Origin of the sequence: Paucibacter sp. B2R-40, from assembly GCF_025717555.1 — a bacterium.
Taxonomy (GTDB): Bacteria; Pseudomonadota; Gammaproteobacteria; order Burkholderiales; family Burkholderiaceae_C; genus Paucibacter_A.
In genome coordinates this window covers 261,830-285,537 of sequence record NZ_JAJIRP010000005.1, presented here as the reverse complement: position 1 = coordinate 285,537, position 23,708 = coordinate 261,830, and the positions used below count along the sequence as shown (strand labels likewise).

General features: G+C 60.4%; 25 protein-coding genes. 7 read left to right on the top strand and 18 right to left on the bottom strand.

Annotated elements, in window-relative coordinates:
* Positions 1–7: 7 nt before the first annotated feature.
* The 12 genes from LNV09_RS12535 to flgB form a co-directional block, all read right to left on the bottom strand.
* Positions 8–1,189 (bottom strand): EAL and HDOD domain-containing protein, encoded by a 1,182-nt coding sequence (locus LNV09_RS12535; protein WP_263557415.1) that lies wholly within the window; start codon positions 1,187–1,189, stop codon positions 8–10.
* 47 nt (positions 1,190–1,236) lie between these two features.
* On the bottom strand, positions 1,237–2,445 hold the full coding sequence (gene flgL / locus LNV09_RS12530; protein ID WP_263557414.1) for a flagellar hook-associated protein FlgL: 1,209 nt from the start codon (positions 2,443–2,445) through the stop codon (positions 1,237–1,239).
* Between the two features lie 27 nt (positions 2,446–2,472).
* Entirely contained in the window at positions 2,473–4,470 is a 1,998-nt protein-coding gene (gene flgK, locus LNV09_RS12525; protein WP_263557413.1) for a flagellar hook-associated protein FlgK, read from the bottom strand.
* Positions 4,471–4,495: 25 nt separating this feature from the next.
* Positions 4,496–5,350, bottom strand: a complete 855-nt coding sequence (gene flgJ, locus LNV09_RS12520; protein WP_263557412.1) for a flagellar assembly peptidoglycan hydrolase FlgJ — start codon at positions 5,348–5,350, stop codon at positions 4,496–4,498.
* Between the two features lies 1 nt (position 5,351).
* Positions 5,352–6,494 carry a flagellar basal body P-ring protein FlgI gene (locus LNV09_RS12515; protein WP_263557411.1) on the bottom strand — a complete coding sequence of 381 codons (1,143 nt, stop codon included), beginning with the start codon at positions 6,492–6,494 and terminating at the stop codon, positions 5,352–5,354.
* 43 nt (positions 6,495–6,537) lie between these two features.
* Positions 6,538–7,236 carry a flagellar basal body L-ring protein FlgH gene (locus LNV09_RS12510; RefSeq protein ID WP_263557410.1) on the bottom strand — a complete coding sequence of 233 codons (699 nt, stop codon included), beginning with the start codon at positions 7,234–7,236 and terminating at the stop codon, positions 6,538–6,540.
* Positions 7,237–7,244: 8 nt separating this feature from the next.
* Positions 7,245–8,027, bottom strand: coding sequence for a flagellar basal-body rod protein FlgG (flgG, locus tag LNV09_RS12505; protein WP_263557409.1), 783 nt, complete (start codon positions 8,025–8,027; stop codon positions 7,245–7,247).
* Positions 8,028–8,051: 24 nt separating this feature from the next.
* Entirely contained in the window at positions 8,052–8,777 is a 726-nt protein-coding gene (gene flgF / locus LNV09_RS12500) for a flagellar basal-body rod protein FlgF (protein WP_263557408.1), read from the bottom strand.
* Positions 8,778–8,925: 148 nt separating this feature from the next.
* A complete protein-coding gene (flgE, locus tag LNV09_RS12495; RefSeq protein WP_263557407.1) occupies positions 8,926–10,299 on the bottom strand; it encodes a flagellar hook protein FlgE in 1,374 nt (457 codons plus the stop codon).
* A gap of 36 nt (positions 10,300–10,335) precedes the next feature.
* Positions 10,336–10,992: a flagellar hook assembly protein FlgD gene (locus LNV09_RS12490; RefSeq protein WP_263557406.1), complete on the bottom strand. Its 657-nt coding sequence runs from the start codon at positions 10,990–10,992 to the stop codon at positions 10,336–10,338.
* A gap of 22 nt (positions 10,993–11,014) precedes the next feature.
* Positions 11,015–11,431, bottom strand: a complete 417-nt coding sequence (gene flgC / locus LNV09_RS12485) for a flagellar basal body rod protein FlgC (protein ID WP_263533451.1) — start codon at positions 11,429–11,431, stop codon at positions 11,015–11,017.
* A 28-nt stretch (positions 11,432–11,459) separates the two neighbouring features.
* The gene (gene flgB / locus LNV09_RS12480) at positions 11,460–11,873 is read right to left on the bottom strand and encodes a flagellar basal body rod protein FlgB (RefSeq protein WP_263557405.1); all 414 of its coding nucleotides are present in this window, start codon (positions 11,871–11,873) and stop codon (positions 11,460–11,462) included.
* A 199-nt stretch (positions 11,874–12,072) separates the two neighbouring features.
* Between flgB and flgA the strand changes: the two genes are divergently transcribed.
* The 3 genes from flgA to LNV09_RS12465 all read left to right on the top strand — a co-directional run bounded on the left by flgA (position 12,073) and on the right by LNV09_RS12465 (position 13,885).
* A complete protein-coding gene (gene flgA, locus LNV09_RS12475) occupies positions 12,073–12,819 on the top strand; it encodes a flagellar basal body P-ring formation chaperone FlgA (RefSeq protein WP_318023292.1) in 747 nt (248 codons plus the stop codon).
* Positions 12,820–13,032: 213 nt separating this feature from the next.
* A complete protein-coding gene (gene flgM, locus LNV09_RS12470; RefSeq protein WP_263557404.1) occupies positions 13,033–13,362 on the top strand; it encodes a flagellar biosynthesis anti-sigma factor FlgM in 330 nt (109 codons plus the stop codon).
* Positions 13,363–13,483: 121 nt separating this feature from the next.
* Positions 13,484–13,885: a hypothetical protein gene (locus LNV09_RS12465; RefSeq protein WP_263557403.1), complete on the top strand. Its 402-nt coding sequence runs from the start codon at positions 13,484–13,486 to the stop codon at positions 13,883–13,885.
* Between the two features lie 39 nt (positions 13,886–13,924).
* Here LNV09_RS12465 and LNV09_RS12460 read toward each other — a convergent pair whose 3' ends face one another.
* Positions 13,925–14,359, bottom strand: coding sequence for a DUF1841 family protein (locus tag LNV09_RS12460; RefSeq protein ID WP_263557402.1), 435 nt, complete (start codon positions 14,357–14,359; stop codon positions 13,925–13,927).
* Between the two features lie 106 nt (positions 14,360–14,465).
* Here LNV09_RS12460 and LNV09_RS12455 point away from each other — a divergent pair, with 106 nt between their 5' ends.
* Together LNV09_RS12455 and LNV09_RS12450 are read left to right on the top strand one after the other, a co-directional pair.
* A complete protein-coding gene (locus LNV09_RS12455) occupies positions 14,466–15,104 on the top strand; it encodes a nucleotide-binding protein (protein ID WP_263557401.1) in 639 nt (212 codons plus the stop codon).
* A 168-nt stretch (positions 15,105–15,272) separates the two neighbouring features.
* The gene (locus tag LNV09_RS12450; RefSeq protein WP_263557400.1) at positions 15,273–16,016 is read left to right on the top strand and encodes a response regulator; all 744 of its coding nucleotides are present in this window, start codon (positions 15,273–15,275) and stop codon (positions 16,014–16,016) included.
* Positions 16,017–16,031: 15 nt separating this feature from the next.
* Here LNV09_RS12450 and LNV09_RS12445 read toward each other — a convergent pair whose 3' ends face one another.
* The 5 genes from LNV09_RS12445 to LNV09_RS12425 all read right to left on the bottom strand — a co-directional run bounded on the left by LNV09_RS12445 (position 16,032) and on the right by LNV09_RS12425 (position 21,304).
* Entirely contained in the window at positions 16,032–16,910 is an 879-nt protein-coding gene (locus LNV09_RS12445) for a segregation and condensation protein A (protein WP_263557399.1), read from the bottom strand.
* A 60-nt stretch (positions 16,911–16,970) separates the two neighbouring features.
* Entirely contained in the window at positions 16,971–17,174 is a 204-nt protein-coding gene (locus tag LNV09_RS12440) for a DUF3460 family protein (protein ID WP_263557398.1), read from the bottom strand.
* A 32-nt stretch (positions 17,175–17,206) separates the two neighbouring features.
* Complete coding sequence (locus tag LNV09_RS12435; protein ID WP_263557397.1) at positions 17,207–18,898, bottom strand: SulP family inorganic anion transporter; 1,692 nt, start codon at positions 18,896–18,898, stop codon at positions 17,207–17,209.
* Positions 18,899–18,909: 11 nt separating this feature from the next.
* Positions 18,910–20,955, bottom strand: a complete 2,046-nt coding sequence (metG, locus tag LNV09_RS12430) for a methionine--tRNA ligase (RefSeq protein ID WP_263557396.1) — start codon at positions 20,953–20,955, stop codon at positions 18,910–18,912.
* Between the two features lie 151 nt (positions 20,956–21,106).
* Positions 21,107–21,304: a hypothetical protein gene (locus tag LNV09_RS12425; protein ID WP_263557395.1), complete on the bottom strand. Its 198-nt coding sequence runs from the start codon at positions 21,302–21,304 to the stop codon at positions 21,107–21,109.
* A 648-nt stretch (positions 21,305–21,952) separates the two neighbouring features.
* Between LNV09_RS12425 and minC the strand changes: the two genes are divergently transcribed.
* Entirely contained in the window at positions 21,953–22,816 is an 864-nt protein-coding gene (gene minC, locus LNV09_RS12420) for a septum site-determining protein MinC (RefSeq protein ID WP_263557394.1), read from the top strand.
* A gap of 69 nt (positions 22,817–22,885) precedes the next feature.
* Positions 22,886–23,701: a septum site-determining protein MinD gene (gene minD, locus LNV09_RS12415; protein WP_263557393.1), complete on the top strand. Its 816-nt coding sequence runs from the start codon at positions 22,886–22,888 to the stop codon at positions 23,699–23,701.
* The last annotated feature ends 7 nt before the right edge of the window (positions 23,702–23,708 follow it).

Here is a 23,708-nt window from a genome sequence, read left to right as displayed (position 1 = left end):
GGGGTGTTCACTCCAGTTGCGCGGCCTTGCTCAACGCCCGCAGCACGCACATATTGACCTCCTCGGCGCCCAGCATCAGCTGTTCGGCGGCACTGCGGTAGTCGTAGAGGGATGCATGCTCTATCGCGCGCACCAACTCCAGATAGGGCTGGTAGGGCCCGGTCTCGTCGACCAAGGCCTGGCGCACGCGTTCGGGCATAGGAATCGACTGCAAGAGCTTGCTGAAGGGTTGCTTCAACATATGGTCCAGCAATGAGAACAAGCCGCAGATGAACATTTCATCGCGCAGTTCGGAGTCGCTCATCCCCTTGGCCAGTTCCTCCATCAACAGGCCCCGCCGCAGTGCCGCGAACATGATGGGCCGCATCGCGTGGTCCTTGCTGGCCGTTGTCAGCAACAGGGCCAACCAGCGTTTCATGCGCGCATAGCCGAGCAACATGATGGCGTGGCGGAACGAGGCCACTTCCACCGGCAAGCCGAAGGCGGCCGAATTCAGATAGCGCAGCAACTTGAAGGCCAAGCTGGGGTCGCGCTTGAGGGTCTGTTCCAGCCGCTCGACATCTTCGCCCTGGTCGATGCGTGACATCAACTCGACAATGACTTGCAAATCGGCCTGAACTTCTGTCTTGCCGGGCACCGAAGGCGCCTCGTAAGCACCTTGCATGGGCCAACCGATGACGCCGGCCACGCCACGGGAAAAACTCGCGTCAATGTCGGCTGCGCTGCGCAGGCCGGATTGCAGCTTGGGCAGGCCGGTGCTGTCGCTCACACCTCGGCTTTCGTCGTCCAGATCCAGCACCACATGGCTGAAACAGGGCTTGATATCGGCCGCCAGCGCGGTGCTCGGCAAGCCTTTGAGCAGCAGCGCTATATGGCGCTTCTTCAGAGCCAACAAGAGTTCGCCGTGGACGGCGTCGGTGGCCATAAAGGCCGGCACCTCGATCATCACATTGGCCGTAGGCGCGGTACGCAACAGGCTCTCGAGCAGGTCTTCGCTCAAGACATTGAGGATCACCTGAGTGCCACCGGCAGGCCAAACTTCGGCCACTGCGGCGAGCAAGTCGACCGCTTCGAGTTTGGCGTCGGGTCGCAAGGGAATCACGGTCAAGCGGGTGGCCGTGACCATGCGTTGGCGGTCGATCAAGGGCGTATAGCCCAGCGCAACAGCGCCCAGAATCTGATGGTTCATTGAGTTTGGCTAGTCGATCGGATCGGTTGAGGTGGCGCCCGCATGGCTTAGCTGATGTATTGGAAGAGCGACATTTTCTGCACCATCGCGTAGGTCTTCAAGGCGGTGTCGTAGCCGTTTTGCTGGTTTTGGAAGTCGGAAATGCCTTGCACCATATCGAGATCCTCGGCGGCCGAGCGTTCGGCTTGGTTGTATTGCTTCAAGGCGGCCATCCGGCCCTCGGTGCCGTCCAGATTGTTGAGCCGCTCGCCCAACTGACTGCGTACATTTTGCAGGTTAACCATCACCGCATCAATATCGCGCACCCGACCGGAATTGGACTGCGTGATCTCGGCCCCGGCGCGCAATGGCATGCGCAGCTCGGCCACGGTTCGATCCAGTACATCAAAGAGTTTGAGCGAGTTGGTGGAAGGCGCGAGATCGAACTGATCCCCGTCGGCCACGGCACCGGTCAGGGTGACCGCCATACCGTCAAAGGTGATGGCCTTGCCGGTGGCATAGAGCCCGGACTGGACCGACGCACCGGTATCGACGTCCAGCACGTCATAGGTCGTGCCGGGGGCCGTGCCACTGATATTGATTTGGTAGCTGTGGCCGGTCAGCGCCGAGGGGTCGGCCACCCGTCCTGCATCGATCCAGCCCTTGGGCGGCAGTCCGGTGAGCGAATTGGGCTTGGGAATGGTCTCGAAATTGCCATTGCCGCTGCGCGCCTGCTCAAAGGCCATGCGCCCGTCGACGGTCAATGGGAAGCTGTCGATATTGCCGGTTTGAATGCTGCCGGACATGCCGTTGAAGCGTACGCCACCGGCTTGGTCGAGGAAGGGCGGGTCACTGGAGCCTTGGCCAGAGAACAGAAAGCCGCCGGCACCGTCGCCGCGGTTGGCAATCGCCAGCAACTGGTCACGCAGGCCTGCAATCTTATTGGCCAGCCCGACGCGTTCGGAGTCGCTATAGCTGGCGTTGCCGGCGGAAACCATGGTTTCGCGCATTTGTTGCAGCAACTCATTGGCGTCGCCCAAAGCGGCTTCACTCAAGGTGGTGCCATTGCGACTGGCCTCCAGCGCGCGCTGATTGGCATCCACCCGGCTGATGGTGGCCATCGCTCGCTCGGAGCGCGCCGCTCCGGTAGGGTCGTCGCTGGCATTGGCGATCTTCTTGCCTGAAGTCAGCTGCGTTTGCGAGTTCTGCATCTGCTGCTGACGACGCTGCAGCGTGGCGATGCTGGTGTCGAACATATTGGCGGTGGACAAGCGCATGATGGCTAACTCCTTGACTGATCTGATTCAGCGGGCTGCGATTCTCAGCAGCTCGTCAAAAATGGATTGGGCCGCCTGCAGCACCTTGGCGGCGGCTTGATAGCCCTGCTGGTACTGCATCAGGCGCGACGCTTCTTCGTCAATGTTGACGCCGGCCTGGCCGGCGCGGCTGGCCTCGGCCTCGGCCGCGACGCTGACCGAAACGCCGGACAAGTAGGTGGCTCCCTGCACACGCGAGCCGATCTCGCTCATCGAGGATGCATAGGCCTCATTGATGGTGGAGCCGACCGCCAGGCTGCCGTCGGGCTGCAGTCGCTGGCCGATGAATTTCTCGGTTTGAATATTCAAAAAGGCCTTGGCGTTGCCGTTATTGGTCGCCGGATATTTGGTCACTTCGATCGAAATCGTATCGTCCTTGCGCGGCACACCGTTGAGGCTCAACTCGAAGCCCAGATCAATCGGCGGTACTGCATTGGGCTCATTGCCTATGCGTTGGCCGGCCGACCATGTGCCGTTCAGGACCGACCCATCGGCCAAGGTCAAGGTGTACTGCAGCTTGGCCGGGTCGAGCGGGTCGGGGTCGCCAAAAGTTACCGTCATCGGCGCCTGGGTTTTGTCCAGCTTGGCGTTGACGGCGTACATGGAGTTGACGGTGGTCGAACCCTTGTTGTCAATATTGGTCGCCGCACTCAGCGGCGAGGCGGCGGCGATGCCCGAGGTTTGGTCCAACACCCGGCGCATCTCAAGCGCAGCTTGGCCGACCGGCTCAAGCAGGTAGGTGTCGCCGTTGCCGGGCGCGCCAGAGGTGAAGTCCATCTTGAATCCGTCCACCGTATCGCCGTCAACGACGCTGGTCTGCAAGCCGTCGCTCAAGCGCGTCAACAGATAGGTGCCGGGGGCGCCGCTGGAGTTGGTTTGCAGCTTGTAGGCGCTGGCTTGCAATTGGCTGGAGTTGGTGATGGTGAGCTTCACATCGGTGAGGAAGCGGCCCGTGCCGTCACGACCATTGGTGGCGGAGGGCAGGCTGCGCGGCGCCCCAACGGCGAACAGCGGCACACCTTTGCCCGGGGGCACGGACAAGTCCATGCCCAAGGCTTGCTGGTCATTCACCCGACTCGACATGGCCGCCGCCATCTGACCCAGCAGATTGCGGGCATCTTGCAGGTCATTGTTCTGGAACCTGAGCAAGGCGGTCAAAGAGCCGCCGGTCAGCACGCTGTCGTCCAGTTCACGGCTGCCGCTTTTATCGCCAATGCTCAGCGTGCCTCGTTTGACGTCGTAGGGGTCGACGCTGACGGACAGCTGTTGTGCCTGGGCACCCAGTACGAGGCTTTGACCTCCGCCGATGAAGACGCCGACAGAGCCGTCGCTGGCCGCAAGCGTTGAGACCTGGATGTACTCGCTCAAGTTCGAGATCAAGCGGTCGCGCTTGTCGAGCAGGTCATTGGGCGTGTGGCCGGTGCCGATGGCGCCGGAGATCTCGCGGTTGGCAAAAGAGATTTGCTCGGCCAATTGGTTCACCACATCGACGTTGGTGCGCATATCGCTGATGACGCCGGCTTGCAATTCGCCCAGCTGTTGGCCAGCACTGGAGAAGCGCGAGGCCAGCTCGGTCGCCCGACCCATCACGACTTGGCGCGCCGAAGGGTCCGAGGGGCGACTGGTCACGTCGACCATCGCACTGAGAAACTGCCCCGCAGCGGCGCCGATGCCGGTCTCTCCGGGAGGGAAGACTTTTTCCAACTGGGACAGCTTGTCCATGCTGGTGGAGTCCATATGGGCTATCGCTTTGGAGTTTACGGCCCGGCTGGTCAGAAATTCGTTGTGTGCCCGCTCCACCGTTTGCACAGTGACCCCGCGGCCGAAAAATCCACCACCGGTGAATTGGCCGTTGGGCGTTGTCAAGATCACCGATTGGCGCGAATAGCCCGGTGTATTGGCATTGGCGATGTTTTGACCGACCGATTGGATGGCGGCCTGGTTGGCCATCATCGCGCGGATACCGATCGAAAGCAGGGAACCCATGCTCAGTGCTCCTCAGCGCGCTGTCTCAAGCCAAGGCGCGTTGCACACGCACCGTGGTGTTGATGACGCGGGCCAGTTTTTGGGCGTACTCGGGGTCGGTCGCATAGCCGGCCTTTTGCAGGCCGCGCGCGAAGCCTTCGGCGCCGCCACTCTGGGCCTGCGCTACCACTTTGCTGTAGCGCTCATTGGAGCCGATCATTTTGGCGTAGTCCTTGAAGCTCTCCTCGTAGCTGGCGTAGGCGCGGAACTTGGCCATCACTTTTTGCGGCTTGCCGTCGACGAATTCGGTGGTCTGCACTTCGGTCACGCGGCCGGTCCAGCTGGAGGTGGCCTTGATGCCGAAGACATTGAAGGAGGGCGTGCCGCCGGCGCCGGTGATCTCACGCTTGCCCCAACCCGATTCGTGGGCTGCTTGCGCCAGCATGAAGCTGGCCGGAATGCCGGTCTGCGCCTCGGCCGCCTTGGCGGCGCTGTCATGCTTTTGAATAAAGCTCTGCACATGTGGCGCGATGCCTTTTTGGGCCAGCGCGGGCAGGGGCTGCAGGGCGGGCTTTTCGGCGGTCTTTTCACTGAGGCCCAATTGGCGCTGCAGGTGACGTTCGATCGCGCCCGACAGGCCCCCGGGCAGGCCTGTCATCTTGCCGGCGAACTGGGTGTCCAGCATCTCGGTGCCGAGTTTGGTGGCCGAGTTGTCCATCATTTCGGTGGGCATGGTGGCGGCTCGCATGCTCTTCATCACCTCTTGCATGAAGAGCGACTCAAATTGCTTGGCGGTTTCGCGGATGCTTGACTTGGGATCGCGCACCGCCGATCCGCGCAGTGCCTCGAGCGAGCGGAAGTCGTTGCCGCCCGCGTTCAGCGAAGTGGGGGACAGGGCCATGTCAAATTACCTCCAACTCGGCGTTCAAGGCGCCCGAGCTCTTCATTGCTTGCAAAATGGCCAGCAGGTCTTGCGGCGTGGCACCCAGTGAGTTGAGCGCCTTCACGACGTCGGCCAATTTGGCCCCAGCCGGCAGTTGGATCAAGTTGCCGGGTTCTTGTTTGATGGCAATGTCGGTTTTCTCGCTGACCACCGTTTGCCCGCCGGACAAGGCATTGGGCTGGCTGATCACCGGCGTTGAGCTGATCGTCACCGACAGGCTGCCATGCGCCACCGCGCAAGCCGCCAAGGTAACGGCCTGGTTGATCACCACCGAGCCGGTGCGTGCGTTGATGATGATGCGGGCGGCGGGTTCGGACAGTTCGAAGGTCAAGTTTTCCATATCGGCCATGAAGTTGACCCGCTCATCGGCGTCCATCGGTGCACGCACGCGCACCACGCGGCCGTCCACCGCTTGCGCAACGCCGGCGCCCTTGGCTTTGTTGATGGCTCGGGCCACCGCGCGCGCGGTGGTGAAGTCGATCGAGTTCAGATCCAGCTGGATGAAGTCGCTGTTTTGCAGCGGCGTGGCCACGCTGCGTTCGACCAGGGCTCCCGCCGGAATACGGCCGGCGCTGAGATGATTGACGGTGACCTTGGAGCCGCCCGCCGAGGCGCCGGCGCCGGCGATGATCAGGTTGCCCTGTGCCATCGCGTAAACCTGGCCATCGGCACCGCGCAAAGGCGTCGAGATCAAGGTGCCGCCGCGCAAGCTCTTGGAGTTGCCGATCGAGGCCACGGTGATATCGATTTGCTGGCCCGGCTGTGCGAAGGCCGGCAGTTGTGCGGTCACCATCACGGCGGCCACGTTCTTGGGCTGAATCGTCACACCCGGCGGCAAGGTCACGCCAAACTGTTGCAGCATGGCGGACAGGCTTTGGCCGGTGTAGGGGGACTGGGTAGTCTGGTCACCAGTGCCGTCCAGGCCCACCACCAAACCATAGCCGGTCAAGGCATTGCTGCGAACGCCTTGGACGGAGGCGACCTCTTTGATGCGGGCTGCCTGGGCCGGATGGGGCCAGCCAAGCAGGATGCTGATCAGCAACAGGGCCGTGAGGAGCGGGCCGCAAGCGCTGAAAGAGGTAGGTTTTGAGGAGGTTTGCATGATGGTCGTGAAGGGGGACTTCTACGACCGATTCTGCGCAAACTTAAATCGGCGAAAGGTTTAAAAAGAAGCGCGAGAACCAGCCTATTCCATGTATGTCGGAAGTGGCACCGCGGCCTTTTTGCTCGATTCGCACATTGGCCACCGAGGCCGACGCGATGATGTTGCCCTGCGTGATCATGTGCGGGTCAACCTGGCCCGAGAAGCGCAGAACATCGACGTTATGGTTGACGCCGATCTGCTTTTCGCCGCTGATCAAAAGGTGGCCATTGGGCAGCACAGCCGTCACCACTGCGGTGATGCTGCCGGAGAAATTATTGGAGTTCTCATTGCTGCCTTTGCCGGCTGCCACGGTGGCCGAGGTGCCGGCGGTTGAGGCACGCGCGAAGGCCTTGGGGCTGACAAAGGGGATGGCGGTGACCTCGCCGCTGACCGTGCCACTCTTGTTCAAGGCGCTGGTCGAGCTTTGGCTGGCGCTGATTTTCTCGACAATCTGCACGATCAAGGTGTCGCCGGCGATGCGCGCGCGGTGGTCCTCGAACAGCGGCCGGTAGCTGGCCGCTTGGTAGATTGAGCCGTTGCTCGGGCTGTTTTGCGGCAGGGACGGCAGCGTCACCACCGGGCCGGGTTGCAGGTCGACCTGCGGCACGGGGTAGAGCGTGCCGCAAGCGCTGAGCGCGACGCTCAGGCCGAGTGCCAGGCTGATCTTGGCCGAACGCCGGGGGAATCGAGAGTTAGTCATGATGGGCCTCAAATTTGTGCGAGCTTTTGCAGCATCTGGTCCGAGGTCTGGATCGCTTTGGAATTCATTTCATAGGCGCGCTGGGTTTGAATCATCGCGACCAGTTCTTCCACCACATTGACGTTGGAAGTTTCTACATAGCCTTGCTGCAGCACACCCAATCCGTCTGAGCTTGGTGCGCCGTTCGTCGGTGTTCCCGACGAAGCCGTTTCGGTAAAAAGGTTTTGGCCCTTGGGGTCCAGGCCGGCCGGATTGATGAAGTTGGCCAGCTGGATCTGCCCGACGGTCTGCGCGGCCGGGTTGCCGGGCACCGTGATGCTGACCGTGCCGTCGTTGCCGACTGTCACGCTTTGAGCATTGCTCGGTATGGTGATGCCGGGCAGCAGCGTGAGGCCATTGTTGTTGACGATCTGGCCGGCCGCGCTGAGTTGAAAGGAGCCATCGCGTGTATAAGCGGTGGTGCCATCCGGCTGCTGAATCTGGAAGAAACCATTGCCCTTGATGGCAATGTCCAAGTTGTTGGTGGTCTGCTGCAGATTGCCTTGACTGTAGATGCGTGCAGTGGCTACCGGGCGCACGCCCAGGCCGATTTGCAGGCCGGTCGGCAGCTGTGTTTGCTCGGTCGTGTTGGCCCCGCTTTGGCGCAGGTTCTGGTACATCAAGTCTTCGAAAATGGCGTGTGATCGCTTGTAGCCATTGGTCGCGACGTTGGCCAGATTCTGCGAGATGGTGTCCAGCTGAGTCTGCTGGGCTTCCATGCCGGTCTTGGAGATGTAGAGGGAGCGAATCATGATGACTGTCCTTGAATATCGACGTTAGGTGGAGCCGAGCAATTTGGCCGACTGCTGGCCCTGTGTCTGGGCAATCTGCAGCAGTTTCATCTGCTGCTCAAACTGGCGCGCGGCGGCGATCATGCCGACCATGGTCTCGACCGGGCTGACGTTGGAACCTTCAAGCGCGCCGTCTTGCAGCCGAGCGTCCGCGTTGGCGGTCAAGTCGCCCTCGGCAGCTCTGAACAGTCCGTCCGGCCCACGCGTGAGCGGTGCCTCGGGCGTGACGAGTTTGAGCTTGGCGACCGTGCTGGTCTTGCCCTTGCTGTCTTTGGCGCTGATGGTGCCGTCAGTGCCGATGGCCAGTTCGGTGTTCTGCGGCACGGTGATGGGGCCGCCGTCGCCGATCACCTGCAGGCCATTGCGCATCACCAACAAACCTTCGGCATTGACGTCGAGTGAGCCGGCGCGGGTATAGGCTTCGGTGCCGTCCAAGCCTTGCACGGCCAACCAGGCGTTGTCCTTCATCGCGACGTCGAGATTACGCCCGGTCGCTTGCACCGGACCTCCGTTGGGGTCGTAGCCGGTGGTGGTCTCGAGTGCGTAGGCGCGGGTGCTGGCGCCGTCGCCGTTGACCGGCACCGCCCGAAACGCCTGTAGCTCGGCGCGAAAGCCATTGGTGGAGACATTGGCCAAGTTGTTGGCAAGCACGTCCTGGCGCTGCATCGAGGCCTTGGCGCCGGCCATCGAGAGGTAAATCATGCGATCCATGTGGGACCTCCAGTCTGACCAGGCAGTGCACTTGCGACGCACCACCGGTCTGACGGCGCCGAGCCCCTGCAACCGGCTTTGCCGGGCCAGTGGGCTCTGTCCCCTTGAGGGGGTGGCGCGAAGCGACTACGGGGGTGGGTCATGGTGATCAACGCAGGTTGACGATGGTTTGGAGAACCTGGTCCTGCGTCTTGATGGTTTGGGCGCTGGCTTGGTAGGCGCGCTGCGCCGTCACCATATTGACGAGTTCGGCAGTCAAGTCGATATTGGATTCTTCCAGGGCACCGGATTGGATGCGACCCAAATTTCCGTCGCCGGCGACGCCGACCACCGCCTCACCCGAGGTCAAGGTGCGCGCCCAGCGGTTGCCGCCCAACGGTTGCAGGCCTTGCGGGTTGATGAAGTTGGCCAATTCGACCTGGCCGGCCGGTTTGGATTGGCCGTTCGAGTAGCGTGCCGTCACGACGCCGGTTCCTTCGACCACGATGCCGGCCAATTGGGCCGGGGCGTAGCCGTTTTGCGTCAAATTTGTCACGCCAAAGCTGGAGCCGTTTTCGCTGGCTCCCAGCACATTCAATGAAATTCCGAGGATCTCCAAGCTCGACCCTGTCGCCGTGGAAGTAGCTGGTATTTGCAGCGCCAGTTCAGCGGTGGGTGAAATCGGCTTGCCACCTTTGGGATCAAACTCGAGCGTGGTGTAGGGCGAAATCATCCTGGCCACGGTTGGAGGAATGGCGGTGGGATCGGCCGGTGTCGTGAGGATGGGGTTGCCGGCGGAATCCTTGGTGAAGAACTCGCCATTGGCGGTCGCGAAGACATTCCACTTGGTGGTTTCCAAGGGATCAACGGGGTCGGTAGGGGGGTCAGCCAAGGGCCCGGTGACCGGTTGAACTTTTTGGAAGTAGAAAGTGACGGCTACGTTTTGCCCTTTGGCGTCAAACGCGGTCAGCGAGGTCGCATTGTTGTAAGTCTTGGCGTCTTTCAAATTGATGCCCGGGTCAACCGTTTTGCCGGTGTAGCTGGCCCTGGAGTCAAGGTTGAACTCCATCTTCACTTCGGTAGTCGCCTTTGGTGCGATGCCAGCTGTTGGCAGCCGCAAGGTTTGGGCCAGGCCGGGCTGAATCACGCCGGTGGCGTCGGCCGGGTAGCCCAGCAATTTGAAGCCTTCGCCGTTGACGATGAAGCCGTCCTGGCTGACTTTGAATTGCCCATTGCGGGAATAGGACACCGGGCTCTTGCCGTCGCCGACTTGAAAGAAGCCACCGCCATTGATCGCCATGTCCATGGGGTTGTCGGTGGAGGTGATATTGCCTTGAGTGAATTGCTGGGAGACCGAGCCCAGCGTCACACCGATGCCGATCGGGCTGCCCCCGGCGCCGCTGAGTGCGCCGGCATAAACTTCCTTGAATTCGGCCCGCGAGGACTTGGCGCCGTAGGTGCCGGCATTGGCAATATTGTTGCCAATCACATCGAGATTCTTGGCGGCGGCGTTGAGGCCGGATAGACCTTGTTGGAAACTCATGATGGTTCCTTGTTCTGTGGTGCGTTGGGAGTGAAATCAGTCGAAGGTCTTGACGCTGCTGTAGTCAACCAGGCCGGCGTTTTGGAGTTGCAACTGCAGCTTGGCGCCGCTGGTATTGACGGCCATCACCTTGTCGAGGCTGTAGCTGGTGTTGGGCACAGCGGCGGTGCCCTTGGTGGCAGTGATGCGGAAGTTGTATTTGGCGGTCGGATCGTTGTTGCCCGACTGCCAGTCGAAGTTGTGGCGTCCCGATCCTTGGGCGCCCAGTTGCACCGTATCGATCACATTGCCGCCCGGGCTGAGGACCTCCAGCTTGACGGCGTCTGCGGGGGCGGCGATTTCGAATACGCCGGTGCCGGTGCCTTGGTCCATTTGGAGCCGATTGCCCTCGACGCTGACGTCGCGCCCGACCAGCGAGACGCTTTGCAGCGCCTGCATCTGCACGAACTGTGAGGACAGTGATTTGATGCTGGTATCCAGATTGCTGACCCCGGTGACGGTCTGGATCTGCGCCATTTGACTGGTGACCTGCGCGTTGTCCATCGGGTTCATCGGGTCTTGGTTTTTCATCTGCGCGATCAGCAGCTTCATGAAACGGTCCTGCGTCTCGGCCGCATTCTTGCTGCCTTGCGGCATCAGAGAATCGGTGGAAGCCTTGGTGGTCGTGGTGTTGGTGACAGCGCTTACAGCCATGATGTGCTTTCTGTTTCAGCCCTTAGGACTGACCGAGTTGCAGGGTTTTGAGCAACAGGCTTTTGGCTGTGCTCATCACTTCGATATTGTTTTGGTAGGAGCGTGAGGCCGAAATCATGTTGACCATCTCTTCGACTGTGTTGACATTGCTGTAGGTCACATAGCCTTCGGCATCGGCCTTGGGATGTTTGGGGTCATGCACGCGGCGGCCCGGCGTCTGGTCTTCGCTGATGGTGCTGACGCGCACGCCGGCGCTGGCCGGGTCGTTGCCAGCGCCCATCAAAGCGGTCTGAAATACCACCTGGCGCGCTTTGTAGGCCTGCCCGTCGGGGCCGGCCACGGTTTCGGCATTCGCCAGGTTGCTGGCGACGACATTGAGGCGCTGGCTTTGGGCGCTGACCGCGCTGCCGGCGACATTGAAGATTTGGAACATTGACATCGGGTACTCCTGTCCTCAAAAAGCCGGATCAGGCTGCGTTGTGCGATTTCATCGCGTCCAGTGCGGTGCGCACCGAACTGCTGATGAAGCGCAGCGTCGCCTCGTACTTGACCGAGTTGTCGGCAAAGTTGGCGCGCTCACGGTCCATGTCCACCGTATTGCTGTCCAGATTGGTTTGGGCTGCGGTGGAGTAGAGTTTTTGCGACTCGCTGCGTGCACCGGCCGGCGGCGCCATGTGGCCACTTTGGGTCGTGCTGAGGGCGCCAGGCTGAGCATTCTCGGAGCTTGCTTCGCGCAAGGCGCGGGCAAAGTCCATGTCCCTGGCCTGGAAACCCGGCGTGTCGGCGTTGGCGATATTGCTGGCCAGCAGGCGCTGTCGCTCCGACCGCAGGGTCAGTGCCTGGGTCTGGAAATTCAAGCCATCAGTAAGGCGGTTCAGCATGTTGGTTCCTCTTTATCGCAGTCGGCTCAAGCTTGAACTCGGGCCCTTGATTCCTTGCTCCAGTCGGAGTCCGAAAGAGGGAATAGGCGATGTGAACGGATTGTGTTGGGCGGGCTTTGAAAACATTAGCGAAATAAGCAGGCGCTTTGCTGTGCATATCGCGGTAAGGCAAGGGCGGGGCTGGGTCTAAAGTTCAGACATGTGCCAGCTTCGCCCACCTTCCCCCCAGAGCGCCGACCGTTTGGTCCGGGCCTCGGGTATGGTCGTGGCGCTGCTCGTCGGCTCGTTTGCTGCTCAGGCCCAGGAGGCCGGTGGTTTGAATGCTGAAATGACCGCGCAAGTACAACTGATAGCCCAGGCTGGAGCCCGCGCAGGAATGCCTGCGCAAGCCCGAGTCGAGGTCCAGGTCGGCCGGCTTGACCCCAGGTTGAAGCTCGCACCCTGTTTGCAGGCGCAGCCCTATCTGCCGCCGGGTCTGCAGATGTGGGGCCGAACCCGCGTCGGCATCCGTTGCCTTGACGGCGCGGTGCGTTGGAATGTGAGCCTGCCTGTGACCATCAAGGTCTTTGCTCGCGCGCTGGTCGCGGCCGACGCCTTGCCGGCAGGGGCTTTGCTGACTCAAGCTCTGCTGAGCTCGGCCGAAATAGATATAGCGGCCGAGGCGGGTGCGGTATTTTCAGATGCCAGCAGCTTGGTCGGACGTACGCTCAGCCGCCCCTTGGCGGCCGGGGAAGCTGTACGCAGCAGTAGTTTGAAGGTGCGTCAGTGGTTTGCTGCTGGTGACACCGTGATGGTGCGAGCCGTGGGCTCGGGCTATACGGTGGCCAGGGAAGGCCAAGCATTGACGGCGGGACTGGAAGGACAAAGCGTCAAAGTTCGTTTTGAGAATGGCCGGATCGTTTCCGGCCGGGTGGTCGGTGAGCGCAATGTGGAGATGCTGCTATGAATGCAACACTCCTGAAGCTTTTGCCGCCGGCTTGGCAGTCTCGTCGCCATGGCTTGCTTGTCATGACGCAGGGGTGTTATTTTGTCGAAAGTTCTAAAGTATTCTTTTCCCGTGTCGATATACCGAAAAAGCCGCTCAGTTTCGAGAGAATCTGCGCTTGCTTGATCAAAACCTGGAAAGGCTTGGGCGTTTGCCAAGTCTATGGAGAGCACCATGAAGATCGGTAATAGCCCTGAAGTGTCGTCATCCCCGGTGGGGGTAGACAAACCCGCTGCGGCCAAAACGGGACGGACATCGGCCAATGGTGGCAGCACGGCGATCGCGGGCAGACAGGCTCCCGAGGCAAGTGCCAAGCTTGAGTTGTCCACCAACGCGACCCAGCTTTTGCAAGGTGTGCCCGAAGACGGCAGCTTTGATGCAGCCAAGGTCGGACGCATTTCTCAGGCGATCACGGAAGGCAAGTTCACCGTGAACGCCAATGTGATTGCCGAAAAATTGATCGCCAATGCGCAAGAAATGCTTGGGCGAATGACCCCGCATTGATGTCGCAAAAAGGCCGCCTGAAGGCCTTGCCATGGTTCAAGCCCTGGCACTTTGAGTCCAGTTTCTCTTTGACCTGAACGCTGAACCAGCGCGTTCTCAACGCCTTATGGCGGGGATTGTCATGCAAGCTTTGCCCAGCTCAGATCCAAACGCCGCGGCGGTCAGCCAGCAGCTTGAACAGCCCTTGTTGGAGGTGGAGAGCTGCTTGAATTTGCTCGGCGACGCCTTGCTGCGCCGTGATACCGGCGCGATCGAACAATATGCAGCAAAGTTGCACCAAGCCTTGGCTCAAGCGATTGCACGCTTCAGTGACGCGGCCCGCAGTGGCTCCGTGCCGCCCAACTTGCGTCATCGCTTGGCGCTGGCCGGGGGGCGTGTAGCGGCGCAGCGCGAGTCGCTGGCGCGTGCTACGGCCGCGCTGGATCGGGCCATTGATGTGCTGATGCCTGGCGAAAACACGGGCCTGTATGCGGCCACGGGCAAGAACGAGCGCAAGGCGCTGGGCGGCTCCATTCAAGCCTGAGTTGCCCCTGGGGCGCAAGGCCCAATCTCAAAAGCCACGCTAGCGAAGCGTGGCTTTTTTGCTGACGCAGTCCAGATATTGATGGCCATCGGGCGGCAGGCCACTGCGCTGCGAGGCCCAAATCATTTCCCCCAAACATTCCATCGCGGCATGCTGCGCTTCATGCAAGGAGTTGCGTTTGGCGGCCAGCAAATTGATCGCTTGATTGATACCGTGCGGCTGATCAATCGACTGCTGCTCGCTGATGGTCAGGTGCATCGATAGATGCAAAAACGGGTTGGTACGACCGTCCTCGACACTGTAGACGGCCGCCAGCGCCGCCGCCTCATCGGCCAGCTCCGCGTGATACTCCGGATGCTGCTCTATCCATTCGGCCGCGATCGCCTCCATGGGGATCAAGGGCAATTGCTCGCGCAGCTTGCGATAAGTGGCGCAAAAAAAACGCCGAACGTCGAGTTGGGAAGGGGCAAACATGGCCTGATTGTCGCAGCGTCTGAGGTTGCCAAGCCGCATGTCGGGCGCATCAGCCCCCGGGGCGGCTAACATTGCCGGCCTGAATTCGAAGCAAGGAGTTGTTGTCATGCCTGTCATCTTGATCGCCAATCCCAAGGGCGGCGTGGGTAAAAGCACGGTCGCCACCAATACCGCCGGTTATTTGGCCCGGCGCGGTCATGCGGTGATGTTGGGCGATGTGGACAAGCAGCAATCAGCGCGCCGATGGTTGGCGCTTCGCTCGGCCGACTTGCCCCGGATTCAGGGCTGGGATTTCGACGGTGAGCAGACCGTCAAGCCACCCAAGGGTGTCAGCCATGTGGTGATGGACAGCCCGGCCGGTTTGAGCGGCAAGAAATTGCGCGCGCTCTACAAATTGGCGGACAAGATTTTGATTCCTTTGCAGCCGAGCTTGTTCGATATCCAGGCGACCTACGACTTCGTGCAAAGACTGCAAGAACTGCGTGCAGAGGGCGCGGCTACCGACAAGGTTCCGCAAGTCGCCATCGTCGGTATGCGCGCGAAAGAGGGCACTCTGTCGGTCCAGCAACTGCAGGACTTTTTGCCCGAATTGGCGGTGCCGGTTTTGGGTTTGTTGCGTGACACCCAGAACTATGTGCAGTTGGCCGCGCGCGGCCTGACGATTTGGGATGTGGCGCCGAGCCGCGTCGAGCGGGACTTGCAGCAATGGCAGGCGTTGACGGCTTGGCTTGAAGGCGTGGCTTGAAGATGTAGTTGCCGGCCTGCCAAGGCAGGTCGGGTTTGTCGACCAGCCACTGTTGCTAGGCCCAAATGCCCTGCATATCACCCATGAGGGCGAGACTCAAAAGCTGTTCGCCTGTCCTATGATTTGCAATCATATGAAAACACTGATGCACAACCAGAAAGGGCGATCATGAAGGTCTTGCTCATCGATGATCACCCGCTGATTTTGTCGGCTCTGACGACCGTGATTGAGGGTTTGGACGAAAGCGTCGAGGTGATCGGCGCCGACAGTGCCGCCGCCGCCAGACTGGAGTTGGGCCAGCACGTTGATTTTGATTTGGTGCTGCTGGATCTGCAGCTCGGTGACGCCAGTGGCTTTGATGTGCTGGATGAATTCCGCGCCGCGTACCCGGCTTTGCCCGTGGTCGTCATTTCAGCCTCGGACCGCGCCAGCGATGTGATCCGGGCCATCGATCAAGGCGCGATGGGCTTTGTGCCCAAAAGAGCCGGCACCGAGCTGCTTTCTCAAGCCTTGAAGCTGGTGATGTCAGGTGGCATCTATGTGCCGCCGATGAACTTAGGGGTTGAGCCCGGCGCGGCTCCAAGTGGCAAGGCGGGCAACACGCAGGCCAAACTGGTGCAAATTCAGCAGCAGGCCATGTCCTCCAACTATCAAGTCACGACCGGGCTGGAAAGCCTGGCCTTGACCCCACGTCAAACCGATGTGCTGGCGCTGCTGTTGCAGGGCAAGCCCAACAAGATCATTGCGCGTGAATTGGGCATTACCGTTGAGACGGTCAAGGATCATGTCGCCGCCGTCTTGAAGGCACTCGGCGTGGGCTCGCGAACCCAAGCGGTATTGGCAGTCGGTCAGATGGTGCAAAACCAACCGGAAGCGATGTTCTCGACCTGGCGCGGGGCTGCCACGTCTTGAGCCTGGGCGCGCTGCTCAGCTAGGGCTGTAAGCCAGGCGCACATAGATCGGTGCGAAGGCCTCGGCCTGGGTGATTTCCAGCAAGCGCTCACGCGCCAATTCCAGCATTGCGATAAAGGTCACGACCAGCACGGCTTGGCCGCGGCTGACGTCGAACAGATGCTCGAATTCCAGGAATTTTTGGCCCTGCAGGCGCCTCAGCACGATGCTCATATGTTCGCGCACCGACAACTGCTCGCGGGTAATCTTATGGTGTTGGTTTAGCTTGGCGCGGCGCAGGATGTCGGCCCAGGCGTCGCGTAAATCATTTGCATTGACGTCGGGAAAACGGGGCTGCAGTGATTGCTCGATATGCACTTGCCCGAGCTGAAAATCGCGCCCGGCCACTGGTAATGCGCCTAAACGAGCCGCAGCCAACTTGATCTGCTCATACTCCAGCAAGCGCCGCACCAATTCGGCCCGGGGGTCTTCCGGCTCCGAGCCGTCGTCGGTCTTTTTGGGCGGCAGCAACATGCGAGATTTGATCTCGATCAGCATCGCCGCCATCAGCAAATACTCGCTCGCCAACTCCAGATTGTGCTTGCGCAACTGGTCGACATAGCTCAGGTATTGCCGCGTCACATCGGCCATCGGGATGTCCAGAATATTGAAATTCTGGCGCCGGATCAGGTAGATCAGCAGATCCAGCGGACCTTGAAATGCTTCTAGAAAGACTTCCAGTGCGTCCGGCGGGATGTACAAATCCAGCGGCATCTGAAACAGCGGCTCGCCGTACAGGCGCGCCACAGCGACGCTGTCTACCGTCTCTGGCAGCCCGGGCACCGCTGGCGCCAGGGGGTCGAGAGCGGGCAGACTCAGCACTGCCGACACGTTGCTGTCAGACATGGCGCTCATTCAGCCGGGCGGCCTGTTGGCAAACTGTTTCGCGAACTGTTGGGTGACCTGTTGGGAGACCTATTTGGCGCTGGTCTGATAGACGTAAGGCTGCTGAGCCACGCGGGCGGCGCGGAAGTCGGCTTGTGCGGCGCGGTCCACGGGTTTTTCCCACAGCAGCGCACGACCGGCGCGTTGTTCTTGCTCCAGCGTCGGCTTTTTGGCCTTCAGCTCATCGATGAAGCTGCTGACTTCGGACTTGTAAGGCTTCCAGAACAATGGCATGGCGTAGGGTCAAAAGCGTTAAAGCGAGGAGTTTACCGTTGAGTAGGGCTGGACGAGGCCAGCCAGGCCTGTAAATCGGCATGAATACCGTCTTCTCCCAAGGCTTCGGCCAGACCGCCACGGCGCACCAGGCTGGCGACTTGGGCTTGCATGCCGCACAGCAGCAGCCGGCGTTGCTGGCGCGCGAGGCTGCGTTGCAATTGCATCAAGGCGTCCAGCCCCGAGGTGTCGATCGAAATCAGCAAATGCATGTCCAGCATCAAGTTTCGGCATTCTGCGGGCACTTGCTCGGCAAGATCTTCGACCTTGCCGACGGCGCCGAAAAACAGCGAGCCATACAGCTTCATCACCTGCGTGTCGGGCGCCTGCTGTAGCAGCGGCACCGACTCAACCCTGAAAAGCTGGCTCATGCGGTAGATGAAAAATACACAGGCCAGCATCAGCCCGACCTCGACCGCCACTGTCAAATCAAACACGACGGTCAGAATGAAAGTGCCGAGCAAAATCGTCCTGTAGGGCAGGTTGAACTGCTGCAAGCGGGCGAATTCATGCCATTCCCCCATATTCCAGGCGACCACCAGCAAAATGCCGGCCAAGGCCGCCAAGGGAATGTGTGCGGCCAAGGGCGCGGCCAGCAAGATGATGACCAGCAGGCTCAGTGCATGCACCATGCCGGCGACAGGGCTGGTTGCACCGGCGCGCACATTGGTGACGGTGCGGGCGATGGTGCCGGTGGCCGGGATGCCGCCGAAGAAGGGCGTCACGATATTGGCGATGCCTTGGGCCATCAACTCCTGGTTCGGGTCATGGCGGGGTTGTTCGCTGAGGTTGTCTGCAACGCGCGCGCAGAGCAAGGATTCGATCGCACCGAGCATGGCGAGCGTCAAAGTCGGGATCAAGAGCAACTTGACCGTGGCCCAACTGAAGTCGGGCAGCGCAAAGACAGGCACGGCTTGCGGGATGCCGCCAAAGCGGCTGCCAATGGTCTCGATCGGCAGAGAAAACCAGTAGGTGGCTGCAGTTGCACCCGCCAGTGCAACCATGGTGCCTGGCAGTTGAGACATCCATCGCTGCGTGCGTGCGCGCAAGGAGCGCTGGTCGCGCTGCATCTCGTAGGTCTTGGGCCACAGCACGACGATACCAATGCAGGCGGCGCCAAGCAGCGGCGCCCAGGCTTCAGTTTCACGCCAATGTGCGCTGAGCACGGCAATTTGACTGAAAAAGTCGGCCGGCATCTGGGCGATCTTGAGGCCGAAAAAGTCCTTCAGCTGCGACAGACCAATCAAGACCGCGATGCCATTGGTAAAGCCGATCACGATGCTGACAGGGATATAGCGCACCAGCACGCCGAGCCGCAAAGCGCCCATCAAAACCAAAAGTGCGCCGGACAGGATCGTCGCAATCAGCAGGTTGGCCAGGCCATAACGCTGCACGATGCCGTAGATGATGACGATGAAAGCACCGGCCGGCCCGCCGATTTGCACGCTGGAGCCACCCAGGGCGGAGATCAAAAAGCCGGCGATGATGGCGGTGAAGATGCCTTGCTCGGGTTTCACGCCCGAGGCAATCGCAAACGCGATCGCCAAGGGCAGGGCAACAATGCCGACCGTCAATCCTGCGCCAACATCGGCAATCAGTCTTTGCCGGGAGTAGCCCTCAGCCAAGCTCAGCGAGCGCGGGCGGAAGCGGTGCAAATGATGCAGGCGGCCCGAGCTCTCTGGCATGACGTGCTACTTCAGCGCACCCGCATACCGGGTTGTGCACCGGGAAAAGGCTCCAGCACAAAGATGCCGGGATTGGTTTTTTCATCGGCGTGTGAGGCTGCCAGCACCATGCCTTCGCTGATGCCGAACTTCATCTTGCGCGGCGCCAGATTGGCCACCAGCACGGTCAGCTTGCCTTCCAACTGCTCCGGCTTGTAGGCACTCTTGATGCCGCTGAAGACGTTCCTCATGCGGCCCTCGCCGGCGTCCAGGGTCAGGCGCAAGAGCTTGTCCGAGCCTTCCACATGTTCCGCCTTGACGATCTTGGCAATGCGCAGATCGACCTTGCTGAAATCATCAATCTTGATTTCGGGCGCCAGCTCTTCGCCGCCAGGGATCACCTTGGGCGCCTCGGGCGCTTCAAACAAGGCGTCCAGCAACTTGGCATCGACGCGCTGCATCAGATGCTGGTAGCTGCCGATCTGGTGCGGGCCCATCGCGCGCGCAGCGTCGGCGAACTGCAAGGGCTCGATGCGCAAGAAGGCCTCGACCTTGGCCGCCAACTCCGGCAAGACCGGCTTCAGGTAAATCGTCAGCAGGCGGAAGGCCTCGATGCAGACGCTGCAGACGTCGTGCAGCACGGCGTCCATGCCTTCTTTCTTGGCCAAGTCCCAGGGCTTGTTCTGGTCCACATATTCATTGACCCGGTCGGCCAGCAGCATGATCTCGCGCAGTGCCTTGCCGAACTCGCGTTCCTCGTACAACTCGGCAATCACCCCCGCTTGCGCGCGCAAGCCGTCCAGCAGCGTGCGACCCTCGACGCCGAGGTCGCCCGACAAGTGGCCGTCAAAACGCTTGGCCAGGAAACCGGCCGCGCGCGAGGCGATATTGATGTATTTGCCGACCAGATCGCTGTTGATGCGGGCGCAGAAATCTTCCGGATTGAAGTCGATGTCCTCGACCTTGGCGTTCAGCTTGGCCGCGATGTAGTAGCGTAGCCATTCGGCGTTCAGGCCCAGGCCCAGGTACTTCAGCGGGTCGAGGCCGGTGCCGCGGCTCTTGCTCATCTTCTCGCCGTTGTTGACGGTCATGAAACCATGCACATAGACATGGTTGGGCGTTTTGCGGCCGCTGAAATGCAGCATCGCCGGCCAGAACAGGGTGTGGAAATAGGTGATGTCTTTGCCGATGAAGTGGATTTGCTCCACTGTCTCGTCGGCCATATAGGCATCGAAATCTCCACCGGTCTTGGCGAAATAGTTTTTCAGCGAGGCCAGGTAGCCGATCGGCGCGTCCAGCCAGACATAGAAATACTTGCCCGGCGCGTCCGGAATTTCAATGCCGAAATAGGGCGCGTCGCGGCTGATGTCCCAGTCACCCAGGCCACCCTTGCCGTCCTCGTCCTTGGTGAACCATTCCTTGATCTTGTTGAAGACCTCGGGTTGCAAGCGCCCCGGGGTCTGCGTCCATTCTTCAAGGAAGGCGACGCAGCGTGGGTCGCTGAGCTTGAAGAAGTAATGCTCGGAGCTCTTCATCACCGGCGTAGCGCCGGACAGCACCGAGAACGGGTTCTTCACCTCCGTCGGCGTGTAGACCGCGCCGCAGACCTCACAGGAGTCGCCGTACTGATCCTTGGCACCGCATTTTGGGCATTCGCCTTTGATGAAACGGTCGGGCAGGAACATCTGCTTTTCGGGGTCGAAGAACTGATCGATGGTTTTCACATCGATCAGCTCATTGCGACGCAGCGCACGGTAGACATCGCGGCTCAGCTCGTGGTTCTCGGCCCCGTCGGTCGAATGCCAGTTGTCGAAGCTGATGTGAAAGCCGTCGATATAGGTCTTGCGGCCGGCGGCGATATTGGCGACAAAGGCTTGCGGCGTGATGCCGGCTTTTTCGGCCGCAATCATGATGGGCGCGCCGTGGGCATCATCGGCGCAGACGAAATTCACTTGCTGGCCCTGCATACGCTGAAAGCGAACCCAGATATCGGCCTGGGTCCATTCCATGATGTGGCCGATATGGCAGTTGCCGTTGGCGTAGGGCAGGGCGGTCGTGACGAAGAGCTTACGGGTCATGGTGTCTTTGCGGTCCCGACAGCAGCGCCGGGCAGGCCGGCATTTTAGGGCCTGCGTAAGCATGACCCTTGAGCGCCCGCGCTAAAACTTCGGGCCAACGAGCTTTGGGCCAGGCCTCAATCGCCAATTGACTGCCGCCGAGGGCCAACGTTCAGATGGCCGCTGGCGGCGTGTCCGGGCTGCCGGCCGGTTCGGACCCCGCCTCGCCTTCGCTACTTTCGCCGCCTTCGACGGGCTGGCCATCGCCATCAACCTTGCCGCCAATCTTGCGCTGGCGTTTTTCTTCAACCTTGCGCTTCTTGGCTAATTCGCGCTGGCGCTTTTCGTATGAGTAGTTGGGTGTTGCCAATGCTGTGCTCCTGCAAGAGTCCGCGAGACGCGGATTTGCCTTCACTGTAACCGCTGCGGGGACTTGTGCCTGCGGCCATTGTTTGTTGGCATGCTGCTATCGGGAGCGCTTGACTTAGCCGTGATTGCCCTATTTGAGTTGAGGAGTGGCCCTTAAGTCTATGATTTTTAAGGCCTTCAAAGGCTATCCACTTTTGCTGTGGATAACTTTGTGGACAAGGCTGGGCGACTGGCGCCAAGCCCTTGAAATAAGGCTCTTGGGCTTAGCCTGCCTCTTTTCGAAGCACTGAGCGCAGTCTTATATAAATCAATGACTTAGCAGAGCTGCCCCGGGTGCCTACGGGCTCTTACAAAAATCTTGCCCCGACCCTTGACCTCTGCTTGAAATGGGGATAAGTCAAGGCTGCAGTGGCAAATGTCACGAAAAGTGGTGACAAACCCGGTGCCGAATCGACCGTTTTTTCCACAGCGCCTGTGGATATTCATGTGGGTTGCTGCAGCAAAGGCGCGCTAAGTGCTTGATTGCGTTGGCACTTTGTTGCGGTGCCTGAATTTGTCGCAGCTTGTTTGCGCGTGTTGGGGGCAATGCCTAGGAGTGATTGCATTCTCCACGGCTAAAATCGCGCCCTTTGCACAACAGCAGCACTCGATGTCTCAGGCACAGCAAGGTAAGACGGCGATAAAAATAGCCGATGTATTCGAGTTGAAGAGCGCCTCTTTGAGCCTGCTCTCCTTGGTCCTGAAGTCGGCGGATTTGCGTGTGCTGGCTGAGGCTCTGCACGAGCGCTTGGGCGATACGCCGAACATGTTCAACCATGAGCCCTTGCTGATTGACCTGAGCCATTTGGTACGTGCTGAACCGGCGTTTGAGCTCGGTGCTGCCGTGCCGGCGCAAATGAGCTTGGAGGAGGCGCCGGTCTGTGCCGCGCTCGATTTGGCCGCCTTGTTGCTGTTGCTGCGAACCTACAATATGCAGCCGGTGGCGGTGTTGGGCGCCAATGAAGCCGAGTTGGCACAGGCTTTGGCTCTGGGCTTGGCGGACTCTCCGGAGCCTGATTTCGCGCAGGGCAACTCGGCGCTGGCTACGGCCCAAATTCCACCTGCTGAAGTCGTCAGGGAAGTGCGGGTCGAGGTGGTCCGCGAAGTGATCCGTGAAGTTGCGGTGCCGGCGGAGGCCGCCAAGACCATGATCATTGACAAGCCCTTGCGCTCGGGCCAGCAGATCTATGCCAAGGGCGGCGATCTGGTCGTGCTGGCCCTGGTCAACCACGGCGCCGAGGTGATTGCCGACGGCAGCATCCATGTCTACGCGCCGCTGCGCGGCAAAGCGATCGCTGGCGCCAAAGGCAATACCGAAGCGCGCATCTTTGCCACCAGCATGGAGGCCGAGTTGATCGCGATTGCGGGCACTTACCGCACAACCGAGAACCCGCTGCCAGACACAGTCTTCGGCAAGCCAGCGCAGATCCGCCTCGACGGCGAGAAGTTGGTGATGGAGCCGCTCAAGTTTTGAGATGAATGCAATCAAGGCGCCGAATTTTTCGGCGGCTCAAGGAAATATCTTTTTTAAGGATTTGATTCGATGACAAAAATCGTCGTGGTGACTTCGGGCAAGGGCGGCGTAGGCAAGACCACCACCAGTGCCAGCTTTGCAACCGGCTTGGCCTTGCGGGGCCACAAGACCTGCGTGATCGACTTTGACGTCGGCCTGCGCAACCTGGACCTGATCATGGGCTGCGAGCGCCGTGTGGTCTATGACCTGATCAACGTCATCAATGACGAGATCAAGCTCAACCAGGCGCTGATCAAGGACAAGCAACTGGACAAGCTCTTCATCCTCGCCGCTTCGCAAACGCGCGACAAAGACGCGCTGTCGGTTGAAGGCGTCGAGCGGGTGCTGGAAGAACTCAAGGCAATGGACTTCGAATTCATTGTTTGCGACTCGCCGGCCGGCATCGAAACCGGTGCCTTGATGGCCATGCATTTCGCCGATGAAGCGATAGTCGTGACCAACCCCGAGGTTTCGTCGGTGCGCGACTCCGATCGCATCCTGGGCATGCTCAATAGCAAGACCAAGCGCGCCATCGAAGGCAAGGAGCCCGTCAAGGAGCACCTGCTGATCACGCGCTACAACCCGAACCGGGTCGAGGGCGGCCATATGTTGTCGCTGGAAGACATTCACGAGATTCTGCGCACACCCTTGATCGGCGTGATCCCGGAGTCCGAGATCGTCTTGCAGGCTTCCAACCAGGGCTCGCCGGCCATTCATATGCAGGGCAGCGATGTGTCCGAGGCCTACAAGGACGTGGTGCGCCGCTTCCTGGGCGAGGAGCGTCCGATGCGTTTTGTCGAGGCGATCAAGCCGAGCTTGTTCAAGCGCTTGTTTGGCGGCAAGTGAGGAGTTT